The organism is Methylorubrum pseudosasae (assembly GCF_029504475.1).
Classification (GTDB): Bacteria; Pseudomonadota; Alphaproteobacteria; order Rhizobiales; family Beijerinckiaceae; genus Methylobacterium; species Methylobacterium extorquens.
Map to the genome: position 1 here is coordinate 2,812,152 of NZ_JAQGDU010000002.1, position 18,847 is coordinate 2,830,998.

An 18,847-nucleotide genomic window follows, 5' to 3' on the forward strand; every position below is an offset into this window, starting at 1 on the left:
CATGGCCCCCGACGCACCAGCCTTGCGCCAGGTCCACCCCTACGCACTCGGGGCAACCCTCTACGTACCGATGATTCATGCAAACGCGGTCGACGTCGCCCTCGGCCGAAAGTTGGAGGGGCTTCGCTCGGTGGTTCTCTGCCTTGAAGACGCTGTTGCGGACAGGGACGTTCCGGAGGGGCTCCTCCGCCTCTCGAATCTTTTGTCGGACCTTCGGAATTCCGAACGCGACCACGGAGCTACCCCTCTCGTGTTCGTGCGACCGCGCAACCTTGAAATGGCCTCTACCATCGCCGGGCTATCCGGCATCGAGTCCTTGGACGGTTTCGTCTGCCCGAAGGTCAGGCCCTGGGCAGGTCAAGGCTTGGGCAGCCGCGGTTTCGGGGACTGCGCTGCGGCTGATGCCGACCCTTGAAACCGCGGAGATCCTCGACCCCGTCGCGGTGCGCGACCTGCGCGACGAACTGATTGCGGACGCCGATGGACGGATCCTGGCTCTGAGGGTGGGGGGGAACGACCTCATGGCCTGCCTCGGGCTGCGCCGTAGCCGCGGTAGGACTGTCTATGACGGCCCGCTGCGGAGCGTGCTCGCCAACCTGGTGAACCTGATGGTCCCGGCGGGCTTCCACATCACGGCGCCCGTGCACGAGATCATCGACGACCCGGAGACCCTGGATCGCGAAGTTGCGGAGGACGTTGCCTGGGGGTTTGTCGGCAAGACCGCCATCCACCCCTCGCAGATCCCGTCGATCCACGCCGCCTTCGCGGTGCGAGAGCAGGACCTCGACGCAGCCCAGCTCATCCTCGCTCCCGGCGCTCCGGCCGTCTTCCGGCATGGAGGCGCCATGTGCGAGCCCGCCACTCACCGCGCCTGGGCGACCTCTATGGTCGAGCGGACGCGCTGTCATGGTCTTCGCCCCATCGACCTTCCTGCCGCGCTCCCTGCTCCCAAAGGCGACAGGGGGCCGATCCGTCCCTCGGTCGCGGATATCGAAGCCGGCAGCCCCAACTACAAGGAGTTTGCCCCGTAGCGGGATACACAGCAGGGGTGCTGTCCGCAGCTGTAAGCAATCGAGCAGCAGTCTTGTCGCTGGCCCAGGCAGGACGGGCGGACATGGAGCCTGCCGCTTGAAACATTGAGGGCCCACTTCGACGAGAGATGGCCCGAGAGAGGGCTACGCCAAGGATTCCGCTGGATGGGCTTCGGACTGGTGGAAGCACTCATGCGAACCCAGGAGCGGCACTCCCGGACTGCGTGATCCCGTCGTCATCGATCTCGGCCTCGGCGGCATCGGTCTCGTGCTGTTACCCGATGAGGTGCGCGGTGAGGGAAGGCCACGATCTGTTGATGGGTGCCGACTGGCCGGAGGAGGAAGGAAGAGGAGGGTAACCTCGTGGTACACCGCCTCACCTGATGGCTGCCGTCTGCGCCACGGCGCAGGTGCGAGAGTCGAGGCGATCCGCCTGACCGGAGACGACATCCTTGGCGTCCCGTTGACGCCAAGGATGCGAATAGTCGGCACGCGCGCCAAGCATGTTGTAAGTCACGGTGATCTCAGGGACCATACCCAGTCGTTTGGGCTGGCATGTGGGAGCCCAGTACATCTTCAACAGATTGCGCTCGTTCCAGGCGTTTGACCATTGCCGCGAGAACATCTGGCTGCAGGTCCGACAAATGATCAGCCAGTGTCTCCGGAATATCCTCCGGGTCAAATTTCGTTTCGAGCAAGGTGACTATTGTCCTTGCGGTCCCCTTCGATAAGCCTTTGTTTTCGCCAGCCTCGTAGCCTTCTTTACGTGCCCGATCGATGGGCTCGCGCAGAATGCTACTGTCGGCGATATTGAATTGCATGCCCATCTCCTTAATCTCCTTCTCGATCTTCGGTCGCACATTCCTAAGGTCCGCCAATGCCACCAAACGAGCTATGGCGTCTGGTCTCTTCGCTTTCGGTGCTTGAGCGATCCGAGCCAGAATGGCCCGAATCGTACCATGCGTAGCGCCGTTACGGCAGAGGAGCGCAAGGACGGCATCACCCTCGTCACCCCTTGTGAGGAGCGGCTCGGGATCCTGCTCCCGCATATCGATGAACTCGAAACTGAACTTCAGGTTCGGTAGATCGATGGGGTCTGGCCCCTTCCATGATTTGGAGCCCGCATACACAACGATCTGCCTGACCCGAATTTCCATTCGCTCGATGGCAGCATCGGTCAATTTCCGATCATCGGCCACCCGTTCGATAATATTCCCAAAGTATCCAAGCATTCGATAGGCCATGGAGCCATGCGGATGGGCCTGGAACTCGATATGAAGAAGCTGATCCGGAGAAATTTCCGCTAGGAAATCGACGGCGGCGATCCTTAACACTCGATAGATCCGTCTCCAGTGGCGTGATCCGCGTCCTCACGCCCAAGGAGGAGAGAAATGCACGGCCGTCGTTGCGAAATATGTCCTTGAAGCTGATGTCGTAAATTCCCATGGATCACCCAATGCATCCATCTGTTCCCATACCGTCACTCGATGCAAGGCACGACAAGGCCGCCTTGGCGATCACGGCGATGGCTTTCCACGCGATGTACTCCAGAGGAGCGTCGCCGACCTAGTGCGCTGACGCCTTCAAAAGGTACACCATGCAACGAAAATTCGTCCGTTATTGCAGTTGGTTGGCGAGCGCCCATGTGGCTCGTTCGTCGGTGTCAGTGCACTAGGCCTCAAGGGGACCCTACCCCGGACCCAACGCTCGCTGATGGTTGCATCTGGTTGTCTTGATGCAAGAATCGGCATGCTTGATCGGACTGCGGAAAGCTGCAGGGGGCCGTATCCACTCGCAGCAAGATGCGATCAGACTATCCGGTAGAAGCGATTGTCTCCATCCATGCGAAAATAATTTTTTGCCCCGACCCGTACCCGCATCTTTTCTTTGAGGATAGGTGCCGTGATTGGATCGTGCTGACCCCACGCATGCTCACCCAGGAGTGAAGGTAACCGAGCGACGATCTCTTCCGCGGTCAGGCCGTTCTCGGGGGTCAGCAATCCCTGTACGGTTCGCATGACGAGATCCCAATAGGCCTCGGCTTTGAGCCTACGGACCCGTCGTTCGAGAAGGTCAACCTGACGGCGCAGGTCCGTGCTCTCCCTCTCCAAACGGCCGGCCCGATCTCTGGCCTCCGAAGCAGCGTGCTCGCTATCAGCGGCGCGGCGCTCAGCGGCGTCGGCCGCCGCGGCAAGCTCGATCACCAAGCCTTCCGATACCCTCTGCTGCTCCGACACTTTCGCACGGTCGTTTTCCAGCGATGCGTGTGCATCCAGACGCGCTGCCTTCCAGGCTTCGACGGCGAAGGCGTCGAGCAGCCTCGCGACGGATGCAGGAAGCTCCTCGCGCCCCGGCCGCGACCGGTAATTCCGATCGACCTTCCAGTCCCGTAGGATCGGCGCGATGTCACGGTACGAACCGCCGTCCTTCAAGCGATCGCGCACACTCGCTTGCGAGACCGTACGACCTTCCGCGAGCAACAGGTCCGCCGCTCGATAAATCTCGTCTCGGTCGGCCATCGCTCTCTCCCCGCTACGGGGAGAAAAGCCGATCCGGGTAAATCCACCGTTTCAACCACCGGACGGTAATGGTACCAGGTATCGATTTCCGATACCGTCACGCGCGTGGTTATCCCAGGCCAGCTGTGAGCGGCGGGCCATCGGTTTTGAGCCTTGGGAAACGAGCTATCCACTGCCGAAACCAGCAGAAAAGGGGCTGAAGTCGTCCCGCGAGTTTCACGAAGGTTAGCTTTTCCTCGAAGGGACGAGACCTCATCGGAACGGATCGGATCGAACCGCGGTCAATGGAAATCAATGGGTTGCGACCAGCCGATTTCCTATCAGGGAGATGCTGAGGGCCGTTTCCTTGAGCCGGCGCAACGACTTGCCTATTTTTCGGCCAGGGCCTCGGGGGTTTCACGCCGGTAGCGATGCCGTCTCGCACTCGTCCAAAGCCAAGGTGTCGGGCCGTTCTGCCTCCGCGGGGTCGGACAGCACCCCCTCAATGGCCTGCAGCCGCGGGATCGCGAAGTCGATGAACGCCCGGACCGCCGGGCGCAGGAACCGGGCCGATGGATAGGCCACGTACAGCTCGGTCGATCGGATCTCGTGCTCCCGAAGGACCCGCACCAGCCGCCCGTCCGACAGGGCCTCCGCCACCAGTTGGACCTGCGCCGTCCCGACGCCGCGGCCGGCGAGGATCGCATCGACGAGCACCTGCGCGTTGTTGGTGGTCAGGATGGGGGCCACGCGGATCTCCGTCGCCTCCCCTCCCCGCAAAAGGGTGAGGCTGCCGTCGCGGCCCAGCACCGTATCGGTGGCCAGCATGGCGTGGCGGAGCAGGCATTCCGGCTCACGCGGCGCCCCACATCGGTCTAGGTAGGCCGGCGTCGCGACGAGGATGCGCTGGATCAGGCCGACCCGGCGCATCACGATGTCCTCCCCCGTCGGTCGACCTGCGCGAATGGCCAGATCGATGCCCTCGTGAACGAGGTCGGCATGCCGGTTCTCCAGCGTCAGGCGAACCGACACGTCGGGGTGCCGCTCCTGGAACGCCATGACGATCGCGTGCACCCGCCGCTCGCCGAGGCAGACAGGCCCGTGCAGGCGCAGGCCGCCCCGAATGGCGCCTCCGTCGTCGCGCACGCTCTCGATGGCCGCGTCGATCGCCGACAGCGGGCCTTGGACGGCATCGTACAGCCTCGCCCCCGGCACGGTTGGCCGAAGCGCGCGGGAGTGCCGTTCGAACAAGCGTGCGCCGACATGCGCCTCCAGGTTCCGGAGCAGCTTGCTGACGGCCGGCTGCGAGACCCCGAGGTCGCGGGCGGCGGCGGTGACGGAACCCCGTTCAGCGGTGCGGATGAAGGCGCGCAGGGCGGCGGCGAGATCCATCCATGCCTTCCGGTTATGGGATCGGTACGCGAACCGAACGTAGACCCTCGGTCAGGACTGGCCAATCGTCCTCAGCGCCATCGCTGGGAGAGACCCGATGCCGATCCATCGCCGTACGCTTCTTCGCCTTGCCGCCGGCGCCCCGTTCGCAGGATCGGTCGTCGCCCCGGGCGGTGCGGGGGCCGTTCCCGGATTGTCCCCGGTCGGGGACGAGGCGGCCCGGAACACACCCCCTGCCGCCCGGCGCGGAGAGCCGCTTCGCGACGCTGAACGGGGTTCGGCTGCACTACGTCATCGCCGGATCGGGTCCGGCGCTGGTGCTGCTGCACGGCTGGCCGCAGACGTGGTTCTCGTGGTCGGAGACGATGCGCACCTTCGCGGATCGCTTCACGGTGATCGCACCCGACCTCAGGGGCCTCGGCCTGTCGGAGCGCACCGCGTCGGGCTACGACAAGCGCAACGTCGCCGAGGACATCAAGGCTCTGATCGACCATGAGGCGGGCGGGAGTGCCGCCGTCATCGGTCACGACATGGGAGGCAAGGCCGCCTACGTCCTGGCACACCTCCACCCGGACAGGGTCTCCCGCCTCGTCCTGGTCGATTGCCTGTTGCCCGGGACCGAGAATGCCGATGCGCTGCAGGGAGGCGCGTGGCACTACGGCTTCCACATGGCGTCCGACATCCCCGAACTGCTGACGGCCGGACGGGAGCGCGACTACATCCGGGCGCAGATCCGGGCATGGTCGCACCGCAAGGACGCGGTCCCGGAGGCTTCCGTCATCGAGTATGCTCGGCACTACGCCGCGCCCGGCGGGATGACGGCGGGGTTCGACTACTACCGGGCCCTGCCCCGGGATGCCGCCCTCGCGGCCTCGTTCGCCGGGAGGAAGCTGGCCATGCCCGTGCTGGCAGTGGCCGGACGCCAGAGCGTCGCTGGCCGGCTCGGTAGTGCCTTGCGGAGCAAGTCAACGCACCTGAACGAGGTGCTCGTCGAGGCGTGCGGGCACTTCGTTGCGGAAGAGGCGCCCGGCCCGTTTCACCAAGCCGTCCGCCGCTTCCTGTCCGCTTCGTAGCTCGCTGGCCGATTGCGACGCGGCGCATACGAGCGCGGCATTTATCAAAAAGTGGACCCCGGCGATTCGATGCCGGGGTCCACTGAAGGTCGGCTCAGCGGCTGATGAGGGTGAGCGCGTCACGCCGCAGGTATGCGAGTTGCTTGGCCGACCTCTCGCGACTGATCCTGCGATCGCGCCGACGGCGATCCCGCTTCATGTGATCGGTCTTCAAGAGCTCGGACGCGAAAATGGGCGGCGCCTCCTCGATCTGTGCCGCTGCCGGCATCGGCGGTCGGCGTGGCACGAACGCTGGAACTGGCACCGGCACCGGCTCGACCACCGGCACCGGCCTCGCCTCACGCGCCGGATCCCGTCTGGGCCTGCGGGCCTTACCGCCCACGAAGACGTCGGCCTTCAGACCCTTGCCGTAGCCGAGTTCGTCCGCGGCGGTGTCCTGCCCCTCCAGGGTCCACTGCCCGTAGATCCGGACCGCGGCCTGGACGCTCATGCCGAGCAGGTCGGCCGCCGCACGCACGTCGGTCCGCCCCACCCGCAGCCAGGTCGCCGCCGTGTGCCGCAGGACGTGCGGCACCACCTCCTCGCCAAGCCCGGCATCGGCGATGACGGCATCCCAGATGCAGCTCGGGCTGGTGGCGTAGGGCGAACCGTCCGGCCGGTGGATGACGTGAGTGATGCCGACGGCGAGGTCGGCGTCGCGCCACGGAATCGCCATCGCGGCGAACTTCCGCGCCAGCCTCGAACTCGCGCGGGGCTTACCTTCCTTCGGATCGCGTCCGAAACCGCGCCGATGGATGAAGCACCCGTCGAGGTCGAGGCAGCCGCCGTCCTCGCTGGCCAACCACGACAGCTCTCGCGACGCGGTGTTGCGGGTCCCGGTGTAGAGGCCGACCGCCACGAACCGCCGGAGCATCCTGCGGTTCAGCACCATGTGGCGCGGACGCAAGACGTGCCGGGTGACCGTCACGCCGTCGGGACCGGTCACGGTCTCGACCATCCAAGTGCCTGTCGCCGGGTCCCAGACCCGACCGCGGATCGCCCAGAGGATGCGTGCGACCTCCGAACGCCGCAGCCAACGGGTCCGGCCGGGGCCTGCCTTCGGGATATGGACGTTCGGGTGCCACGTGAGTGTGTGCTCGTCGGCGTAGAGGCGGACCGCCTTGCGCAGCTCGAACAGGTCCTCCCGTGCCGAGGCCACCTTCGCCAAGGGAGCGTCGGGCGCCCCCTCACGATACCTCGCGTCCGGTAGGCTCGTGCGCCACTCGATGTAGAGCTTGCACTCCGCGGTCGTGACGTCCTTGAGAACCTTGGCCCCGAAGTAGCGGGCAAGAGTTCCGAGGCGGGTCGTCAAAGCCGAGTAGGTCGCCTTTTCCGCGTCGGTGGCGTTCCGCCCGGGGCGGGCCGCTTCGAGGAGATGGGCGAGCACCGCGGCGACCGGCACCATCCTCGGAGCGACGATGCCGCGTTCCTTGGCCCCCTTCTGCAGCCTGTACAGGTCGAGCAGGGTCTGGGCCTCGCTCTCGCTGCCCTCGGGCAGGCGGGTCGAGATCTCGATCTTTCCGTCGCGGATGTAGATCGTCTTCCGCGTCGCGTCGGTCCGCGAACTGCGCAGAACCAGGCGCGGCTGCTGCGGCGCGGGTCCCCGGCGGCGCTCAGGCTCCGGGATCGCAGCCGCCGTCGTCATCAGCGCGACACGAATGTCCTCGGCGGCGTGCCCGTGAGCACCCGCTTGCTTCCTATCAGCCATAGGCGTATGCCTCTTCGTGTTGTGCCCACACGGGTGTGGGCTTTGGGAGGCGGACGCGGGGCGGTCGACCTGGCAGTTTACTCGCCCCGTGTTCGCCGACTTACTGTCCCGCCTTGCCGCTGACGGCGGGCAAGACAGATCTCTTCGCCGCACGTCTCGGACGCGCGCGCTCTCGACCGAGCCTCTTCGCCTCGGCCAGCTTCATCTGGAACATCGCCTCGGGAGACGTTTCGACGGTCTCCGCCGCACCCGGCTTCACCGCATCGGCCTCGTCGAGGCCCATCCGGCGGATCGCCATCGGGGTGGTGAAGAACTTGCCCGCGACCTTGGTGATCGCGAGGCTGCCGTCACGGCCGGCTGTCCTCAGGGTGTTCGTGGTGATCGGGCCTGCCGGCCAGAACAGCGCGGCGGCCTCGGGTAGGGTCAGCAGTTCGTCATCGGTCCACTCCTCCGGTCCGGGCCGGTCGGCGATCCGCGGGGGAACCCGGGTCGATCGCTCGGCCGGCTGGCTCGCGCAAGCCAACCCGGTTTTCGTCGAGGAGTCTAGGGCCAGGGATTGGGGCTCGACTTGCGGTGGGCATGACGGGGTCGCGCCGGGAATGCTTTTTGTTCGGGTCAAAACAAAGATCGGACAATCGATCCTTGCCCTTCTCTTCCATGGAATGCCGACAAGTTCCTGCGAATGCTTCGGAAATCTCTATCCGACCTCCCTCGCTGGCTGCGGCATCCTCGTTCGTCTCGGCTGGCTGCTCGTAGGGAGGGAAGGGTTTCTGACAGGCCGGCAAAGAGATCGTTGGCAAAGGATCCCCCCAAGGATCAGAGCCTCTTTCCCCTGCGACATTTTTGACCAGCTCTGGGCGATGCCAAGCCTGGGCTCGGCCGCTGAGATTGGCGTCGACTTGCTGAAAATCGTCGGAATCGGGCCGTCGGGCGTTCACCAGACCGGGGCCTGGCCGAACGCCGCCAGCCGGTTCCGCCACTTGCCGTGCAGCCATCGCGACCGCCTTCGTATCTCCTGCGGCCCTCAGCCGTGTCACCGGGTCCACGGGCGGGAGCCCTGGTGACGCCGCCCGCGGCGGCGGCATCTGGACGGCGTCACTTGTGACGACGGCCATGGCTGGCTCTCTTTCCTGCGCCCTCGGCTGGGGGCCCCGGTCGGCATGCCGCGACTTGTCATGCGCTGGTCGTGCGGGACCCACTGACTTTGCCGCAGGGACGGTCGAGAGGCCCTCACGCGGCCGGGATGCCGACTTGCGCCCGCGATCCATCAGGCGAGCGGGCTGCCCCAGTCCGAGTATCTTGAAGAATTGTGCAAACAACGGTTCTCTCCGCTTCGGTTGAGTTCCGATTGTCCGCGTTCGCTTCGGTATCCCCAAATCCGGGGCGGCAACCCGTGATGTGCCGCTGCGACACAAGCCATGGCTGTTGCAACATCCTCGCTCCGGCCATGCCTTTTCAGCGCCGAAAATCGGCGAATCGGTCGGCTCACCAGGGCCTTACGTGGCTGATACGGCCTCATTCACCCGGCCCGGCCGATTCGTGCGCTTCGCAGCTTCCCGTGATGATTGCAGGCGCGATGGTAGCCGGATCATGCCCAGCGAGGCTTACCACAGGTTGTATTTGGCAGTCAGATAAATCCGAGATGCACCAGTATGGTCATGCAATTTCCCTGGCCATTACTCCAGTGCTTCATTTTGTTTCGAACTTTGTTCTGGAGAAATGTGCACACACTTGTCATGCTGAGATATTTATCTAAAATTTTACTGGTCGTTCTACGTCCCCGCCGTGAGCTGCCCGCCCCGGTTCGAGTGCCGACTGCGCCTCCTCGCTCGATCCGGCCGCCAGGGTTCGGCTCCATCCGCATCCTCTCGCTCGCGACCGCGACACGCGAGTACGCCCAGCGTCTCGCCATGGGCACGTTCGAGACGGCGCGGCCCGCCGACATGGATCCGCTGATCGCGGCGATGGGACCTGAGATCTGGGGATGGCAGTATGCCCGGCGCCTGACCGGGCAATCCGCATGGCGGGCTCGCCCGGACGTCGACGAGCGTCGCGAGCGCATGATCGCGGCCGACCAGATGACGGCCGACATCGAACTCTGGGAACGGGCGATCGCCACGCACGACCGCCTTGCCGAGCATGCCCGCCGCTACGGCGATCGGCCGCCCGATCCCTTGGCCGTCCCGTCCCTGGTCCGGGACATTCTCGCCGAACGCCAAAAGGCGGCCCTGCAGCGGGCCGAGCGCAGGCGGCGGCGCGGCGAGGGAGAGGGCGGCGGCCCGGAACCGGTGCCCGACGAGGCGGTCCGGCATCCCGTTCCTCGGAACCCATCCAACCCCCATCCCGCAGCGTGAATCGACGTGCCGATGTCCGAGAAATCCGAAAATCCCGCGGTGTCCGCGTTGCTCGAAACGGAACCGGGCACCAACCCGCTGTCCGGCAAGCGGCCGACGCTGCAGCAGCGGTTCGTCACCCGGGTCAGCCCGGAGCTGGCCCGAGCCATCGTCGTCGCGTCCCGCCGCGAGGGGCTGAGCGCCAGCGCATGGGTCCGGCGGCTCATCCTGGAGAGGACGCCGCTGCAATCCGATGTCGACGCGCACAGCGGCCGGCCCGTGCGCCTGCCCAAGGAAGAAGTCATGGCGATCGCGGCGGCGGTGCGAGAGCTCGCCTCGGTCAACGCCGCGGTCACCCTAAAGGACGGACGGGCCGCCCGCGCCGGGCTCGACCGGGCACGTGATCTGCTCATCCCGGTGCTGATGCGGCATGCCCGGCGATGATCTCCGGGGCCACGCGCGGCCAAGGCGTCGGCGATGCGCTCGCCCGGCACCTGTTGAACCCGGAGAACGAGGCGGTCGTCGTCATCCCCGCACGCGGCCTCGGCAGCACCGGCCTTACGGCACAGGTGCGCGAGCTGGTTGCGCTGTCGCTCGGCGGCCGGACCGATCGGCCGATCTACCACGTCCACCTCGACCCGGATGCCGTCATCGCCGACGAGGTTGGGGCGCGGGCGCGGTGGTGGGCGCTGTTCGAGATCGAGTTCGGCATGGAGGGGCAGCCGTTCTGCGGTGTCGAGCACGTGAAGCACGGGCGCCACCACGAGCATCGCGTCTACGGCCTCGTCCGGCCCGACGGTTCGGTGATCGATCTGGCCTGGGACTACCCGCGCCGCGAGAAGGTCAGCCGGATCGTCGAACACGCGTTCGGTATGGCGCCGGTGGCGTCAAAACACGCACGGAGCCTCGCACGGCGCCTCCGCGACGAGGGACGTCTCGACGTTGCCGACTGGCTGACGCGGTCCGGAAGCCTGGAGAGGGGGCGTCCGATCGCTCCGCTCACGCCCGCCGAGCGGCTGCAGCAGGAACGCACCGATACGCCTCTCGACGCCGTGCGCCGGGCGGCGCTGGCGGCATGGCGCGAGAGTGCCGACGGGCCGACCTTCTTGGCGGCTCTCCGGGCTCGCAGCCTCGATCTGCGTCACGGGCGCAAGGGGGCCGTCATCGTCGACGGGAGCGGCAGCGCGCACCTCGCGACGCGCGTGATCGGAGCGGCGGCCCGCCGCTTCGAGGGGAAACGGATCTTGGCCGCCGCCGTGAAGGAACGGATCGGCAGCCTGACATTGGAGGCGTTGGGACATGGATGGAATGGAAATCGCGCGCCGGTTCGACGCGCAGGATCGGCTGCTGCGGGCGATCGTCGGAATGCTGGCGCCGGAACCGAGCGAGACGGAGGGCTCGGGATTCGAGGACCTGATCGAGGTGCTGGCGGACCTGACAGAGGCGGTGGCCGAGGTGACGGCGGCGGTGCGGGCCCTGCGCTCGAACGCCTGCGCGCCCTTCCCACAGGCCGGGCCCTGATCCTGCGCCGTCGCCTCTCGGGACTGCATCCGGCCGTGGCAACCTTCTTGTCGGCGACCGAGCGCGCCCGGGCGGCCATCGCCCGGATCGAGGAGCGGAATGCCTACGAGAAGGAGCGCGCCTGGAGGTTATGGGGGCTCACCGACATCTGGGGCCTCCCCCTCCGTTGACAGCTACGCTCACGCGATCGCACCCACACCGGCCAACCGGAAGTTCATAGGACGATGCCCTCGGTCACATCGTATGGGCTCAACGGCAGCACGAAGCGGACGCCGATGCCGGTCTCGGTGTGACGGACGACATGGCCCCGACGCCGGTTGATGGCGATCGGTGTCCCGATCCCGGGACAAGGCGTCAAGTCGACGGATGCCCCATTCGCGGAGACATCACGTAGGGACCCGTGGACCTCGGCGCCGTCCCAAACAACGACTACCCCGGTCCGGATCGGTATGATCCGGACAGCCTCTCGTCGGTCCAATGCTCCATCCGCTTGGCCCGCGTGCCATGTGAGACGCGCGGCAAGACGGTCCCTCTGGACGGGGCCGGCCTCCAGTTCGAGGTGGAACGTCCCATCCAAAAGCCTCGCCGCGCGTCCCGTGAGAAGGCCGAGCCCGGGAATGCGGCAGACGATCCGCTCGCCTGGGACGGGGGCGCGGTCGCCCGCAATCTCCAGCGCCTCGGGTGTGTCGCCGCGAAGCGTACAGTCGCGCTCCGCGCCCGATCCGTCGAGGTAGCGTCCCGGAAGGCTGACCGACGACACCTCAGAGCTCCTTGATCCAGGACAGCAGCGCCGTCCCGGTTTCCCAGCGGGACCCGACCCGAAACGATGCGTCGACATCCCGAGGATTCACGCCGTAGCGCGCATGGAATGCCTTGCTGAAGCTCTTCAGGTTCTCGTAGCCGCAAGCGTAGGCCACGCTCGATATCCGGCGGGCGTCGCCGCCTTCCACGCCGGAGAGGATGCGCATCGCCCGGGCCAGACGACGATTGCGGATGTAGGTCATCACGCCGCCTTCCGGCTCGAACAGCGCGTAGATCGGCGTGCGAGACAGCCCGAACCGGGCGCAGAGCAGTTCGACGCCGAGATCGGTCCGATCGAGGTTCGCCTCGATGAACTGCCGGATCTCGATCGCCGCGACCGCCGGACGGTTGTAGCCGCTGTCGGACACCGGGGTCAGGGCAGCGTTGCATAGGGCGACCGTCGCCACCGAGAGCAGGGTCCGTTGCTCCTCGTCCGTGCCGTCGAGGCAATGCCGGACATTCCTGATGTGGTCCGAGAACAAGCGCACGAGGGGCCGATCGCGTCGCGAGAGGACGCTCCTGTGGAGGTCGCCGACCTCGCCCACGCGAGCGTCGAAGGCGCGCCGCGGGATGCATAGGCTGATCGCATCGACGCCGGTGAACGCTCGGCCGAATGCGGGCTGCGCCATATCGACCACGAGAATGTCCCCGCCGTCGATCGGCGTCTCGCCCGACGAGGCGTCGATCATGGCGCGCCCGTTCAGGTGGTGCTGGAAGTAGACGTGATCGACCGCGTGGGAGGCGATCTGCGGACCCGTCCGCTCCACGGTCTGCGCCGACGCATGCAGTCCGTACAGATGGATGCCGCCGACCTTCCAGGCACGGAAGTGCACCTTATCGGGAAGTGGCTTGTCGCGATCGGGGGTCGAAACCCAGATCGGAGCGACCGTCTCGACCCACGCCTCCCGGCGTAACTTCTCGTCTCCCAGAAGCGGGATGTTCGGATCTATGACTTCCGGCTGCATGCGTCGAACTTCGTGGTGGACGAGACAACCCAGGCGTCAAAGCGCCGACAAAATCAAGCCGATATCCAGCAAATCCCGCCTCAAAATTCGCTTAAGACAGATCTGGACGGAAGTAGACATAACAAGGACGCCAGTAGACAAGATTGACTTGGTTCGATCCGAAATGTTTTTAGGTGATAAACTTGCTGACCCGAGGATTGCTCACGTTTCGACGTCCCTCGTCGAGCGGAGAAGGATCCCGAGATGTCATCCGCCATTACGCTGTCCGCCGCGACGCGGCAGAACCTGCTGTCCCTGCAGGACACCGCCGGCTTAGCCGCGACGAACCAGGGCCGGCTCGCCACCGGCAAGAAGGTCAACTCCGCCCTCGACAACCCGGTGAACTTCTTCACCGCCCAGAACCTCTCGAACCGCTCCACCGCCCTGTCCGGCCTGCTCGACGGCATCTCCAACGGCATCCAGACCATCCAGGCCGCCGCCAAGGGCATCGACACCGTCACCTCGCTGGTGAAGCAGTTGCAGTCGGTGGTCAGCCAGGCGCAGTCGAACGCCGCGACCAACCTGCCGAAGGTCTCCGGCACGGTGGCGCTGGGCACCTCCGGCGAGGCGAGCACCACGGGCAAGAGCCAGCGCGACGTCGCCATGGCCAAGACCGTGCTCGGCACCGCCGCGCCCGCAACGAGCTCCGCCGGCGGCAACCTCGGCCTCAGCGCCAGCGCCGCCAATCAGGTGCAGCTCAAGGCCGGCAACGCCGTCTACACCTACACGGTCGCCGCGACCGACACCCTCGGCGACGTCGTCAACGCCATCAACAAATCCGGCCTCGCGAACGCCTCGGTCGATTCAAACGGCCTCCTCAGCGTCACCGGCAGCGGATCGGACGCTCTGACCGTCAGCGTCGGCGCCACGGCCGCCGGCACCTTCACGGCCTCGACGGCGGACACCGCCCTCCTGTTCGGCACGGCCACGACGAGCGGGGTGACCGGCCGGCGGCACCTCGGCGCAGCGCTCGGCCCTGGTCGATCAGTTCAAGAACCTGCGCACGCAGATCAACCAAGCCGCACAGGACGCCGGCTTCAACGGCACCAACCTGCTGGCCGGCGACAAGCTGACCGTCGTCTTCAACGAGAAGACCGGCGGCGCGCAGTCCAAGCTCGACGTGCAGGGCGACGCCGTCACCGCCTCCGGCCTCGGCATCGGCAGCCTCATCGACAGCGCGACGACGCAGCCGGGCGCGGATTTCGGCGTGCAGAACAACGCCGACCTGACGAAGGCGTCCAACGCGCTGACCAATGCGCTGACGTCCTTGAACTCGCTGTCCTCGACCCTCGGCTCGAACCTCTCGGTGGTTCAGACCCGCCAGGACTTCACGAAGAACCTCGTCAACGTGCTCGAAACGGGGTCAGCGAACCTGACCAACGCCGACATGAACGAGGAGGCGGCCAACTCGCAGGCCCTCTCGACCCGGCAGTCGCTGGGCATCTCGGCGCTCTCGCTCGCCAACCAGGCCAACCAGGGCATCCTCCAGCTCCTGCGCTGAGCGCCGAAACCACGGGCGGCCGTCAGCCGCCGCCCATCATCCGCGCCCCCTTATCGACGTCGGCGGACATCTCCCATGCTTCCTAAACCCGTGTTTCCCCTGCTGGCCGCGCTCGGCTTGGCTCTCGGCGCCTGCAGCGACGAGCCGTCCGAAGCGGCGATGGTGCAGGCCATGAACGACTTCATGTTCCGCATGTCCAGGCAGGAGGCCGCCCTCATGAAGGCATCGGGTCGGCAACCCAAGCCGATGCCCGTGATCGAGGATTTTCGAAAGGTCGGCTGCGCCTCGGCTCACCCCGAGGCCGGATACCGCTGCGAGTTCGAGGCGACGGTCGACGGAAGCCGCGGCGGCAAGGCCAACGCCCGCTTCTTCAAGGCGGCCGACGGCACCCTCACGATGGTCGAGTGAGGCTGCCCACGATGTTGTCCCTGAAGCCTCGCGGGATCGGCCTTGCCGTCGTCCTTCTCCTCTTCCAGGCGGGAACCGCCTCCGCCGTCGAGCTGCCGGAGGCCGTACGGACCTGGTTCGGTACCGACCGATCAATCGTCTGTGTCGATCCGGACGGTAACGATCGTCGCTGCGCGATCGATGTCGACACGCATGTCGAATTCCGGCGCTCGCCGGACGCATCGACGGCCATCGTCTTCGTGACCTACCTGCCGGATCCCACCGGCAACGCGACCGAGACCAGGGCCGCGATCTTTCGAGCCGCCGGGACCGGCTGGCGGCATGTCCGGACCCTCACGGAGGTCCGGAACCCGCTGGCGGGCAAGGTCGCCTTCGGCGACCGGACCGCGACCTTCGCGGCCGCCGTGCCGCGACGCGGCGACAGCCACTGCTGCCCGACCGGCCGCAGGATCTACCGCATCGCCCTGCCCTGAACCTCGGCCTTCGGACCCGGCGGGCAGGGCTCGTCCCATCGCCCGCCAGCTACGCCCTCGATCGCTCCACGACACGTAACCCTATTCGGCAACGGCACGTCCGATCGTCCGGATGCGGCGTCTTCAAATCAGGATGACCGACCCATGAAGAGCGCAACCTTCCTCGCAGCGGGCCTCTGTCTGACGCTCGCGGCCTGCAGCGACGAGCCGCCGGAATCGGCGATGAGGGAAGCCGTCACGAACGTGATGATGGCCTCCTACAAGATCCACGTGGCCGGGATGGCCCTGATCGGCAGCCGCCCGCCGCCGGAGCCGATGCTCACGGCCTTCAAATCCCATGGTTGCAAGCCCGCCATAGGAGTGCCCGGCCACGTCTGCCAAATGAGCGTCGCCATCAACGGCGTCGACAGGGGCGTGAGTACGGGGCGCTTCTTCAAGCAGGCGGACGGAACCCTCGCGATCGCGGATCGGTGAGCCGCCCTCAAGCTCGGCGAGACGACGACCTTCCCCGCGCCGGCAAACGTACGGAGATGGACATGCGTACCGTGAAACTCGGACTGCCGGCCGCTGCCGTACTGGTTTGCCTCGGCGCGGCGGTAAGCGCGGGCCCTGCGCCGGCGCAGGGCCCGAGGCCGAGCGCGAAACCGACGACGCCCAGCGATCGACCCGATGCGTCGGCTGTACCGCTTCCAGATCATCCAGAACGACGCGACCGCTCTCATCGTGGAACGGCAGTACGCGCCAGGGCGCCGGATCGACCTGACGTCGTATCGCGTCAGCGCGTCTAACCCCGCCCCGTAGCCCGCCACAGAGAGAACGGAGGGAGCGAATGACCTTCAAGGTGATGTCCGAGCGGTGCAACGAGTGCCTGTTCGGCGAGAACAAGATCGTCAGCAACAAGCGGCGAGCGGAGATCCTGCGGGGCCTTCGGCAGAAGGACAGCCACTTCATCTGTCACAAGGCGTCGATTGCCGGCGTTGAGATCGCCTGCCGCGGGGATTGGGACCAGAACGGGTGCGGGCAGATGGGGCGCATCGCCGAGCGCCTGCGGGCCGTCGAGTTCGTGCCCGAGCCTTCCGCCGCCTAGACCGCCCGCCCCTCAAGGGAGAGAACGATGAGCGAGATCCGAGATTTCATCTCGGCACGGATTGCAGAACTGTCGCCTCAGGCTGAAACGCTAGAGGCTCAGTTGTCCGTGATCCAAGCCGAGTTGGCCGATCTGCGCAAAGCGCTTGCCGCACTGGATAAAGGGACGAGCTACGGCAAACCCCGGCAGCGTCCGCCCGGCGACGAGACGATACAAGGACAGGCGCTCGCAGTTCTTTGCGCGAGGGGCCCCCTCCTTGCCTCTGAGATCGGCGGTGAAATTGAGCGCCGTTTCAGTCGGATAATCGCTCGCACGAGCCTAGCCCCGCAACTCAGCCGCTTGGTCCGAGACGGCGCTGTTGTGCGGCAGGCCCCCCGCTACCGGCGAGCCGAACAGGCTCCGTCTGCCTAGCCCTGCTCCCCCATCAACCGGAGACGAGACGAATGGTAGCCTTCCACACGATCAAGCCGGGGGATCGGCTCTACGACTGCCGCCGCACGAAGATGGGCAACACGACCATGTCCCGCATGGGCTGCTGGGAGGTGCGGATTATCGAGGTCGATGAGAGGGGCGCACTCGCCAGTTGGAACGGCAACCAGCCCGAGCGGTGGAGTGCCCCTCGCCTATCCAAGCTTCGTCGCTCGCCCGCTAAAGGCACGCTCTAGGAGCCCCGATGTCAAATGCCGAGCGAGAGCACCAGTGGAACCGCGACAAGCTGCTGGTCGAGATGGCTGAGGCTGTCGAACGGGTGTTGGAGCTGACGCTCGCCTCGCCGCGGTAGACCTGACCGGGGAACTGCGCCGCGCCGAGGGCCGATAGCACCGCCTGCGGAACGGCCCACGTCACATTGCCGGCGTTCGTGCGCCCGAGCGGCAGGAGCGCGCTACGGTAGGCCAAAGCGTTCGGGTCCGTGCCAAGAGCGGCAAGGGGCTCTGCCATTCGACGGTGGCCTCTCAGTGTGGCAGCGGCGCCATTGACGGCGCAGGCCGACTCACGGCGACTTGCCCAGCCTGTGAGGGCACGCCATGAAATTGCTGGTTCAGGTTGTATTTGCGGGGCTCTGGGCCGGCGCTGCGCAGGCGCAGGCGCTGAGCTACACGCCGTTCACAATCGCCCCCGGCACCGGGCCTCTTGCAGGTGGGCCGCCATTGTCAGGCCCCGTGGACCTGACCCGCGCCTATGTCGGAGTGAGCGAGTACAACAACACCGTGATCGGGAGCCCGAACCTGCGAAACGGCGATGGGCTGGTTTCCGTCGCCGATTTGTTGGCGGCGTCGGGAGGCACCGGCACATCACCCGCCTTGAGCTATTCACTCGTTGGCATCGCGGCGCGTCTTGACCGCCTTACCGATCGGTTCCGCGAAGGCATCGCCCTCGCTGGCTCCATCAATGTCCTTCCGCCCAACCCTGGCGATCGGTTCGCCGTGTCGTTCGGCGGCGCGGGGTACGATGGGGCCGGGGCTGGATCAGTCGCCTTTTCCCGCCCGCTTGGATGAAAGCACCCTTGCCTATGTCGGCGTGGCCCGAGGGCCGACGCAGACGCTAGTGAAAGGCGGTGTCGGCCTCTCGTTCCGGTAGGCCATTCGACGGATGTCGCGGCTTGGGATAGGGTGCCGGCCGCGCTTAGTCGGAGAGGACGCGATGCGAACGGCGATGGTGGTTGGACGGCTCGCACTCGCGGCGGCGATCGTCAGCGGTGCAGCACCCGCGCTCGGGCAGGGCTACGACTACGGCGCGCCAAATGGCGCGATCATTGTCGATCAGCACGGCCGCTATCACGGCAACGCCAACGGAAATCAGTTCGACCCCAACAGCGTCAGCAATCAATTCGGACGCTACGGCAGCCAGTTTTCACCCGACAGCATCAACAACCAGTTTGGCGCCGGGAACCCGTACAATGGGAACCGGTATCGGGTGATTGGGCGGTAACGCTGGTGCGCCGGCTCGCATGGATGGCTGGTCAGGCTGCCGCGGTCAT

The 18,847-nt window shown here is 66.3% G+C and carries 20 protein-coding genes and 2 pseudogenes; 15 read left to right on the forward strand and 7 right to left on the reverse strand.

Annotation, left to right across the window (positions count from 1 at the left end):
- Window position 1 precedes the first annotated feature (1 nt).
- Together M2437_RS14115 and M2437_RS14120 are read left to right on the forward strand one after the other, a co-directional pair.
- Window positions 2-337 (forward strand): annotated as a pseudogene (locus M2437_RS14115) (HpcH/HpaI aldolase/citrate lyase family protein); the annotation flags it as partial.
- Window positions 273-1,031 carry an HpcH/HpaI aldolase/citrate lyase family protein gene (locus M2437_RS14120; RefSeq protein WP_499006819.1) on the forward strand — a complete coding sequence of 253 codons (759 nt, stop codon included), beginning with the start codon at window positions 273-275 and terminating at the stop codon, window positions 1,029-1,031. The pseudogene M2437_RS14115 and the gene M2437_RS14120, both read left to right, overlap by 65 nt.
- A gap of 524 nt (window positions 1,032-1,555) precedes the next feature.
- Here M2437_RS14120 and M2437_RS14125 read toward each other — a convergent pair.
- The 3 genes from M2437_RS14125 to M2437_RS14135 form a co-directional block, all read right to left on the reverse strand.
- A complete protein-coding gene (locus M2437_RS14125; RefSeq protein WP_499006821.1) occupies window positions 1,556-2,365 on the reverse strand; it encodes an RpnC/YadD family protein in 810 nt (269 codons plus the stop codon).
- Between the two features lie 474 nt (window positions 2,366-2,839).
- Entirely contained in the window at window positions 2,840-3,550 is a 711-nt protein-coding gene (locus tag M2437_RS14130) for a DNA-binding protein (protein WP_253387796.1), read from the reverse strand.
- 396 nt (window positions 3,551-3,946) lie between these two features.
- Window positions 3,947-4,921 carry a LysR family transcriptional regulator gene (locus tag M2437_RS14135; RefSeq protein ID WP_253387797.1) on the reverse strand — a complete coding sequence of 325 codons (975 nt, stop codon included), beginning with the start codon at window positions 4,919-4,921 and terminating at the stop codon, window positions 3,947-3,949.
- A 173-nt stretch (window positions 4,922-5,094) separates the two neighbouring features.
- On the opposite strand from M2437_RS14135, the gene M2437_RS14140 reads away from it, so the two are divergent.
- Window positions 5,095-5,994, forward strand: coding sequence for an alpha/beta fold hydrolase (locus M2437_RS14140; protein WP_253387798.1), 900 nt, complete (start codon window positions 5,095-5,097; stop codon window positions 5,992-5,994).
- Between the two features lie 94 nt (window positions 5,995-6,088).
- Here the strand turns inward: M2437_RS14140 and M2437_RS14145 are convergent, their stop codons facing one another.
- Window positions 6,089-7,741: a site-specific integrase gene (locus M2437_RS14145; protein WP_499006823.1), complete on the reverse strand. Its 1,653-nt coding sequence runs from the start codon at window positions 7,739-7,741 to the stop codon at window positions 6,089-6,091.
- A gap of 100 nt (window positions 7,742-7,841) precedes the next feature.
- Window positions 7,842-8,264: a hypothetical protein gene (locus tag M2437_RS14150; RefSeq protein ID WP_499006824.1), complete on the reverse strand. Its 423-nt coding sequence runs from the start codon at window positions 8,262-8,264 to the stop codon at window positions 7,842-7,844.
- Window positions 8,265-9,651: 1,387 nt separating this feature from the next.
- Here M2437_RS14150 and M2437_RS14155 point away from each other — a divergent pair.
- The 3 genes from M2437_RS14155 to M2437_RS14165 are packed head-to-tail and all read left to right on the forward strand — an operon-like array spanning window position 9,652 to window position 11,765.
- Window positions 9,652-10,095: a hypothetical protein gene (locus tag M2437_RS14155; RefSeq protein WP_277570317.1), complete on the forward strand. Its 444-nt coding sequence runs from the start codon at window positions 9,652-9,654 to the stop codon at window positions 10,093-10,095.
- Between the two features lie 12 nt (window positions 10,096-10,107).
- Entirely contained in the window at window positions 10,108-10,518 is a 411-nt protein-coding gene (locus M2437_RS14160) for a hypothetical protein (RefSeq protein ID WP_253387802.1), read from the forward strand.
- Window positions 10,515-11,765: a hypothetical protein gene (locus M2437_RS14165; protein WP_253387803.1), complete on the forward strand. Its 1,251-nt coding sequence runs from the start codon at window positions 10,515-10,517 to the stop codon at window positions 11,763-11,765. The genes M2437_RS14160 and M2437_RS14165 overlap by 4 nt, the downstream gene beginning before the upstream one ends.
- A gap of 44 nt (window positions 11,766-11,809) precedes the next feature.
- Here the strand turns inward: M2437_RS14165 and M2437_RS14170 are convergent, their stop codons facing one another.
- On the reverse strand, window positions 11,810-12,355 hold the full coding sequence (locus tag M2437_RS14170) for a PilZ domain-containing protein (RefSeq protein WP_253387804.1): 546 nt from the start codon (window positions 12,353-12,355) through the stop codon (window positions 11,810-11,812).
- Between the two features lies 1 nt (window position 12,356).
- Window positions 12,357-13,361, reverse strand: a complete 1,005-nt coding sequence (locus M2437_RS14175; protein ID WP_253387805.1) for a helix-turn-helix domain-containing protein — start codon at window positions 13,359-13,361, stop codon at window positions 12,357-12,359.
- 243 nt (window positions 13,362-13,604) lie between these two features.
- Between M2437_RS14175 and M2437_RS14180 the strand changes: the two are divergent.
- The 9 genes and pseudogenes from M2437_RS14180 (at window position 13,605) to M2437_RS14220 (ending at window position 18,798) form a co-directional block, all read left to right on the forward strand.
- Window positions 13,605-14,901: pseudogene (locus M2437_RS14180) on the forward strand (flagellin N-terminal helical domain-containing protein).
- A gap of 75 nt (window positions 14,902-14,976) precedes the next feature.
- Entirely contained in the window at window positions 14,977-15,309 is a 333-nt protein-coding gene (locus M2437_RS14185; protein WP_253387807.1) for a hypothetical protein, read from the forward strand.
- Between the two features lie 11 nt (window positions 15,310-15,320).
- On the forward strand, window positions 15,321-15,782 hold the full coding sequence (locus tag M2437_RS14190) for a hypothetical protein (RefSeq protein WP_253387808.1): 462 nt from the start codon (window positions 15,321-15,323) through the stop codon (window positions 15,780-15,782).
- A 144-nt stretch (window positions 15,783-15,926) separates the two neighbouring features.
- Complete coding sequence (locus M2437_RS14195) at window positions 15,927-16,256, forward strand: hypothetical protein (RefSeq protein WP_253387809.1); 330 nt, start codon at window positions 15,927-15,929, stop codon at window positions 16,254-16,256.
- 355 nt (window positions 16,257-16,611) lie between these two features.
- Window positions 16,612-16,869: a hypothetical protein gene (locus tag M2437_RS14200; protein ID WP_253387810.1), complete on the forward strand. Its 258-nt coding sequence runs from the start codon at window positions 16,612-16,614 to the stop codon at window positions 16,867-16,869.
- Between the two features lie 27 nt (window positions 16,870-16,896).
- Entirely contained in the window at window positions 16,897-17,280 is a 384-nt protein-coding gene (locus tag M2437_RS14205; RefSeq protein WP_499006826.1) for a hypothetical protein, read from the forward strand.
- A gap of 32 nt (window positions 17,281-17,312) precedes the next feature.
- Window positions 17,313-17,534 (forward strand): hypothetical protein, encoded by a 222-nt coding sequence (locus M2437_RS14210; RefSeq protein ID WP_253387811.1) that lies wholly within the window; start codon window positions 17,313-17,315, stop codon window positions 17,532-17,534.
- Window positions 17,535-17,894: 360 nt separating this feature from the next.
- Window positions 17,895-18,365 (forward strand): hypothetical protein, encoded by a 471-nt coding sequence (locus M2437_RS14215; RefSeq protein ID WP_499006828.1) that lies wholly within the window; start codon window positions 17,895-17,897, stop codon window positions 18,363-18,365.
- 145 nt (window positions 18,366-18,510) lie between these two features.
- Window positions 18,511-18,798, forward strand: coding sequence for a hypothetical protein (locus M2437_RS14220; protein ID WP_253387813.1), 288 nt, complete (start codon window positions 18,511-18,513; stop codon window positions 18,796-18,798).
- The last annotated feature ends 49 nt before the right edge of the window (window positions 18,799-18,847 follow it).

Excerpts from the sequence above, each read along its gene's own strand:
- M2437_RS14130 (WP_253387796.1), bottom strand. The coding sequence starts at position 3,550 with ATGGCCGACCGAGACGAGATTTATCGAGCGGCGGACCTGTTGCTCGCG.
- M2437_RS14135 (WP_253387797.1), bottom strand. The coding sequence starts at position 4,921 with ATGGATCTCGCCGCCGCCCTGCGCGCCTTCATCCGCACCGCTGAACGG.
- M2437_RS14145 (WP_499006823.1), bottom strand. The coding sequence starts at position 7,741 with ATGGCTGATAGGAAGCAAGCGGGTGCTCACGGGCACGCCGCCGAGGAC.
- M2437_RS14155 (WP_277570317.1), top strand. The coding sequence starts at position 9,652 with ATGGGCACGTTCGAGACGGCGCGGCCCGCCGACATGGATCCGCTGATC.
- M2437_RS14160 (WP_253387802.1), top strand. The coding sequence starts at position 10,108 with ATGTCCGAGAAATCCGAAAATCCCGCGGTGTCCGCGTTGCTCGAAACG.
- M2437_RS14165 (WP_253387803.1), top strand. The coding sequence starts at position 10,515 with ATGATCTCCGGGGCCACGCGCGGCCAAGGCGTCGGCGATGCGCTCGCC.
- M2437_RS14175 (WP_253387805.1), bottom strand. The coding sequence starts at position 13,361 with ATGCAGCCGGAAGTCATAGATCCGAACATCCCGCTTCTGGGAGACGAG.
- M2437_RS14185 (WP_253387807.1), top strand. The coding sequence starts at position 14,977 with ATGCTTCCTAAACCCGTGTTTCCCCTGCTGGCCGCGCTCGGCTTGGCT.
- M2437_RS14190 (WP_253387808.1), top strand. The coding sequence starts at position 15,321 with ATGTTGTCCCTGAAGCCTCGCGGGATCGGCCTTGCCGTCGTCCTTCTC.
- M2437_RS14195 (WP_253387809.1), top strand. The coding sequence starts at position 15,927 with ATGAAGAGCGCAACCTTCCTCGCAGCGGGCCTCTGTCTGACGCTCGCG.
- M2437_RS14200 (WP_253387810.1), top strand. The coding sequence starts at position 16,612 with ATGACCTTCAAGGTGATGTCCGAGCGGTGCAACGAGTGCCTGTTCGGC.
- M2437_RS14205 (WP_499006826.1), top strand. The coding sequence starts at position 16,897 with ATGAGCGAGATCCGAGATTTCATCTCGGCACGGATTGCAGAACTGTCG.
- M2437_RS14210 (WP_253387811.1), top strand. The coding sequence starts at position 17,313 with ATGGTAGCCTTCCACACGATCAAGCCGGGGGATCGGCTCTACGACTGC.
- M2437_RS14215 (WP_499006828.1), top strand. The coding sequence starts at position 17,895 with ATGAAATTGCTGGTTCAGGTTGTATTTGCGGGGCTCTGGGCCGGCGCT.
- M2437_RS14220 (WP_253387813.1), top strand. The coding sequence starts at position 18,511 with ATGCGAACGGCGATGGTGGTTGGACGGCTCGCACTCGCGGCGGCGATC.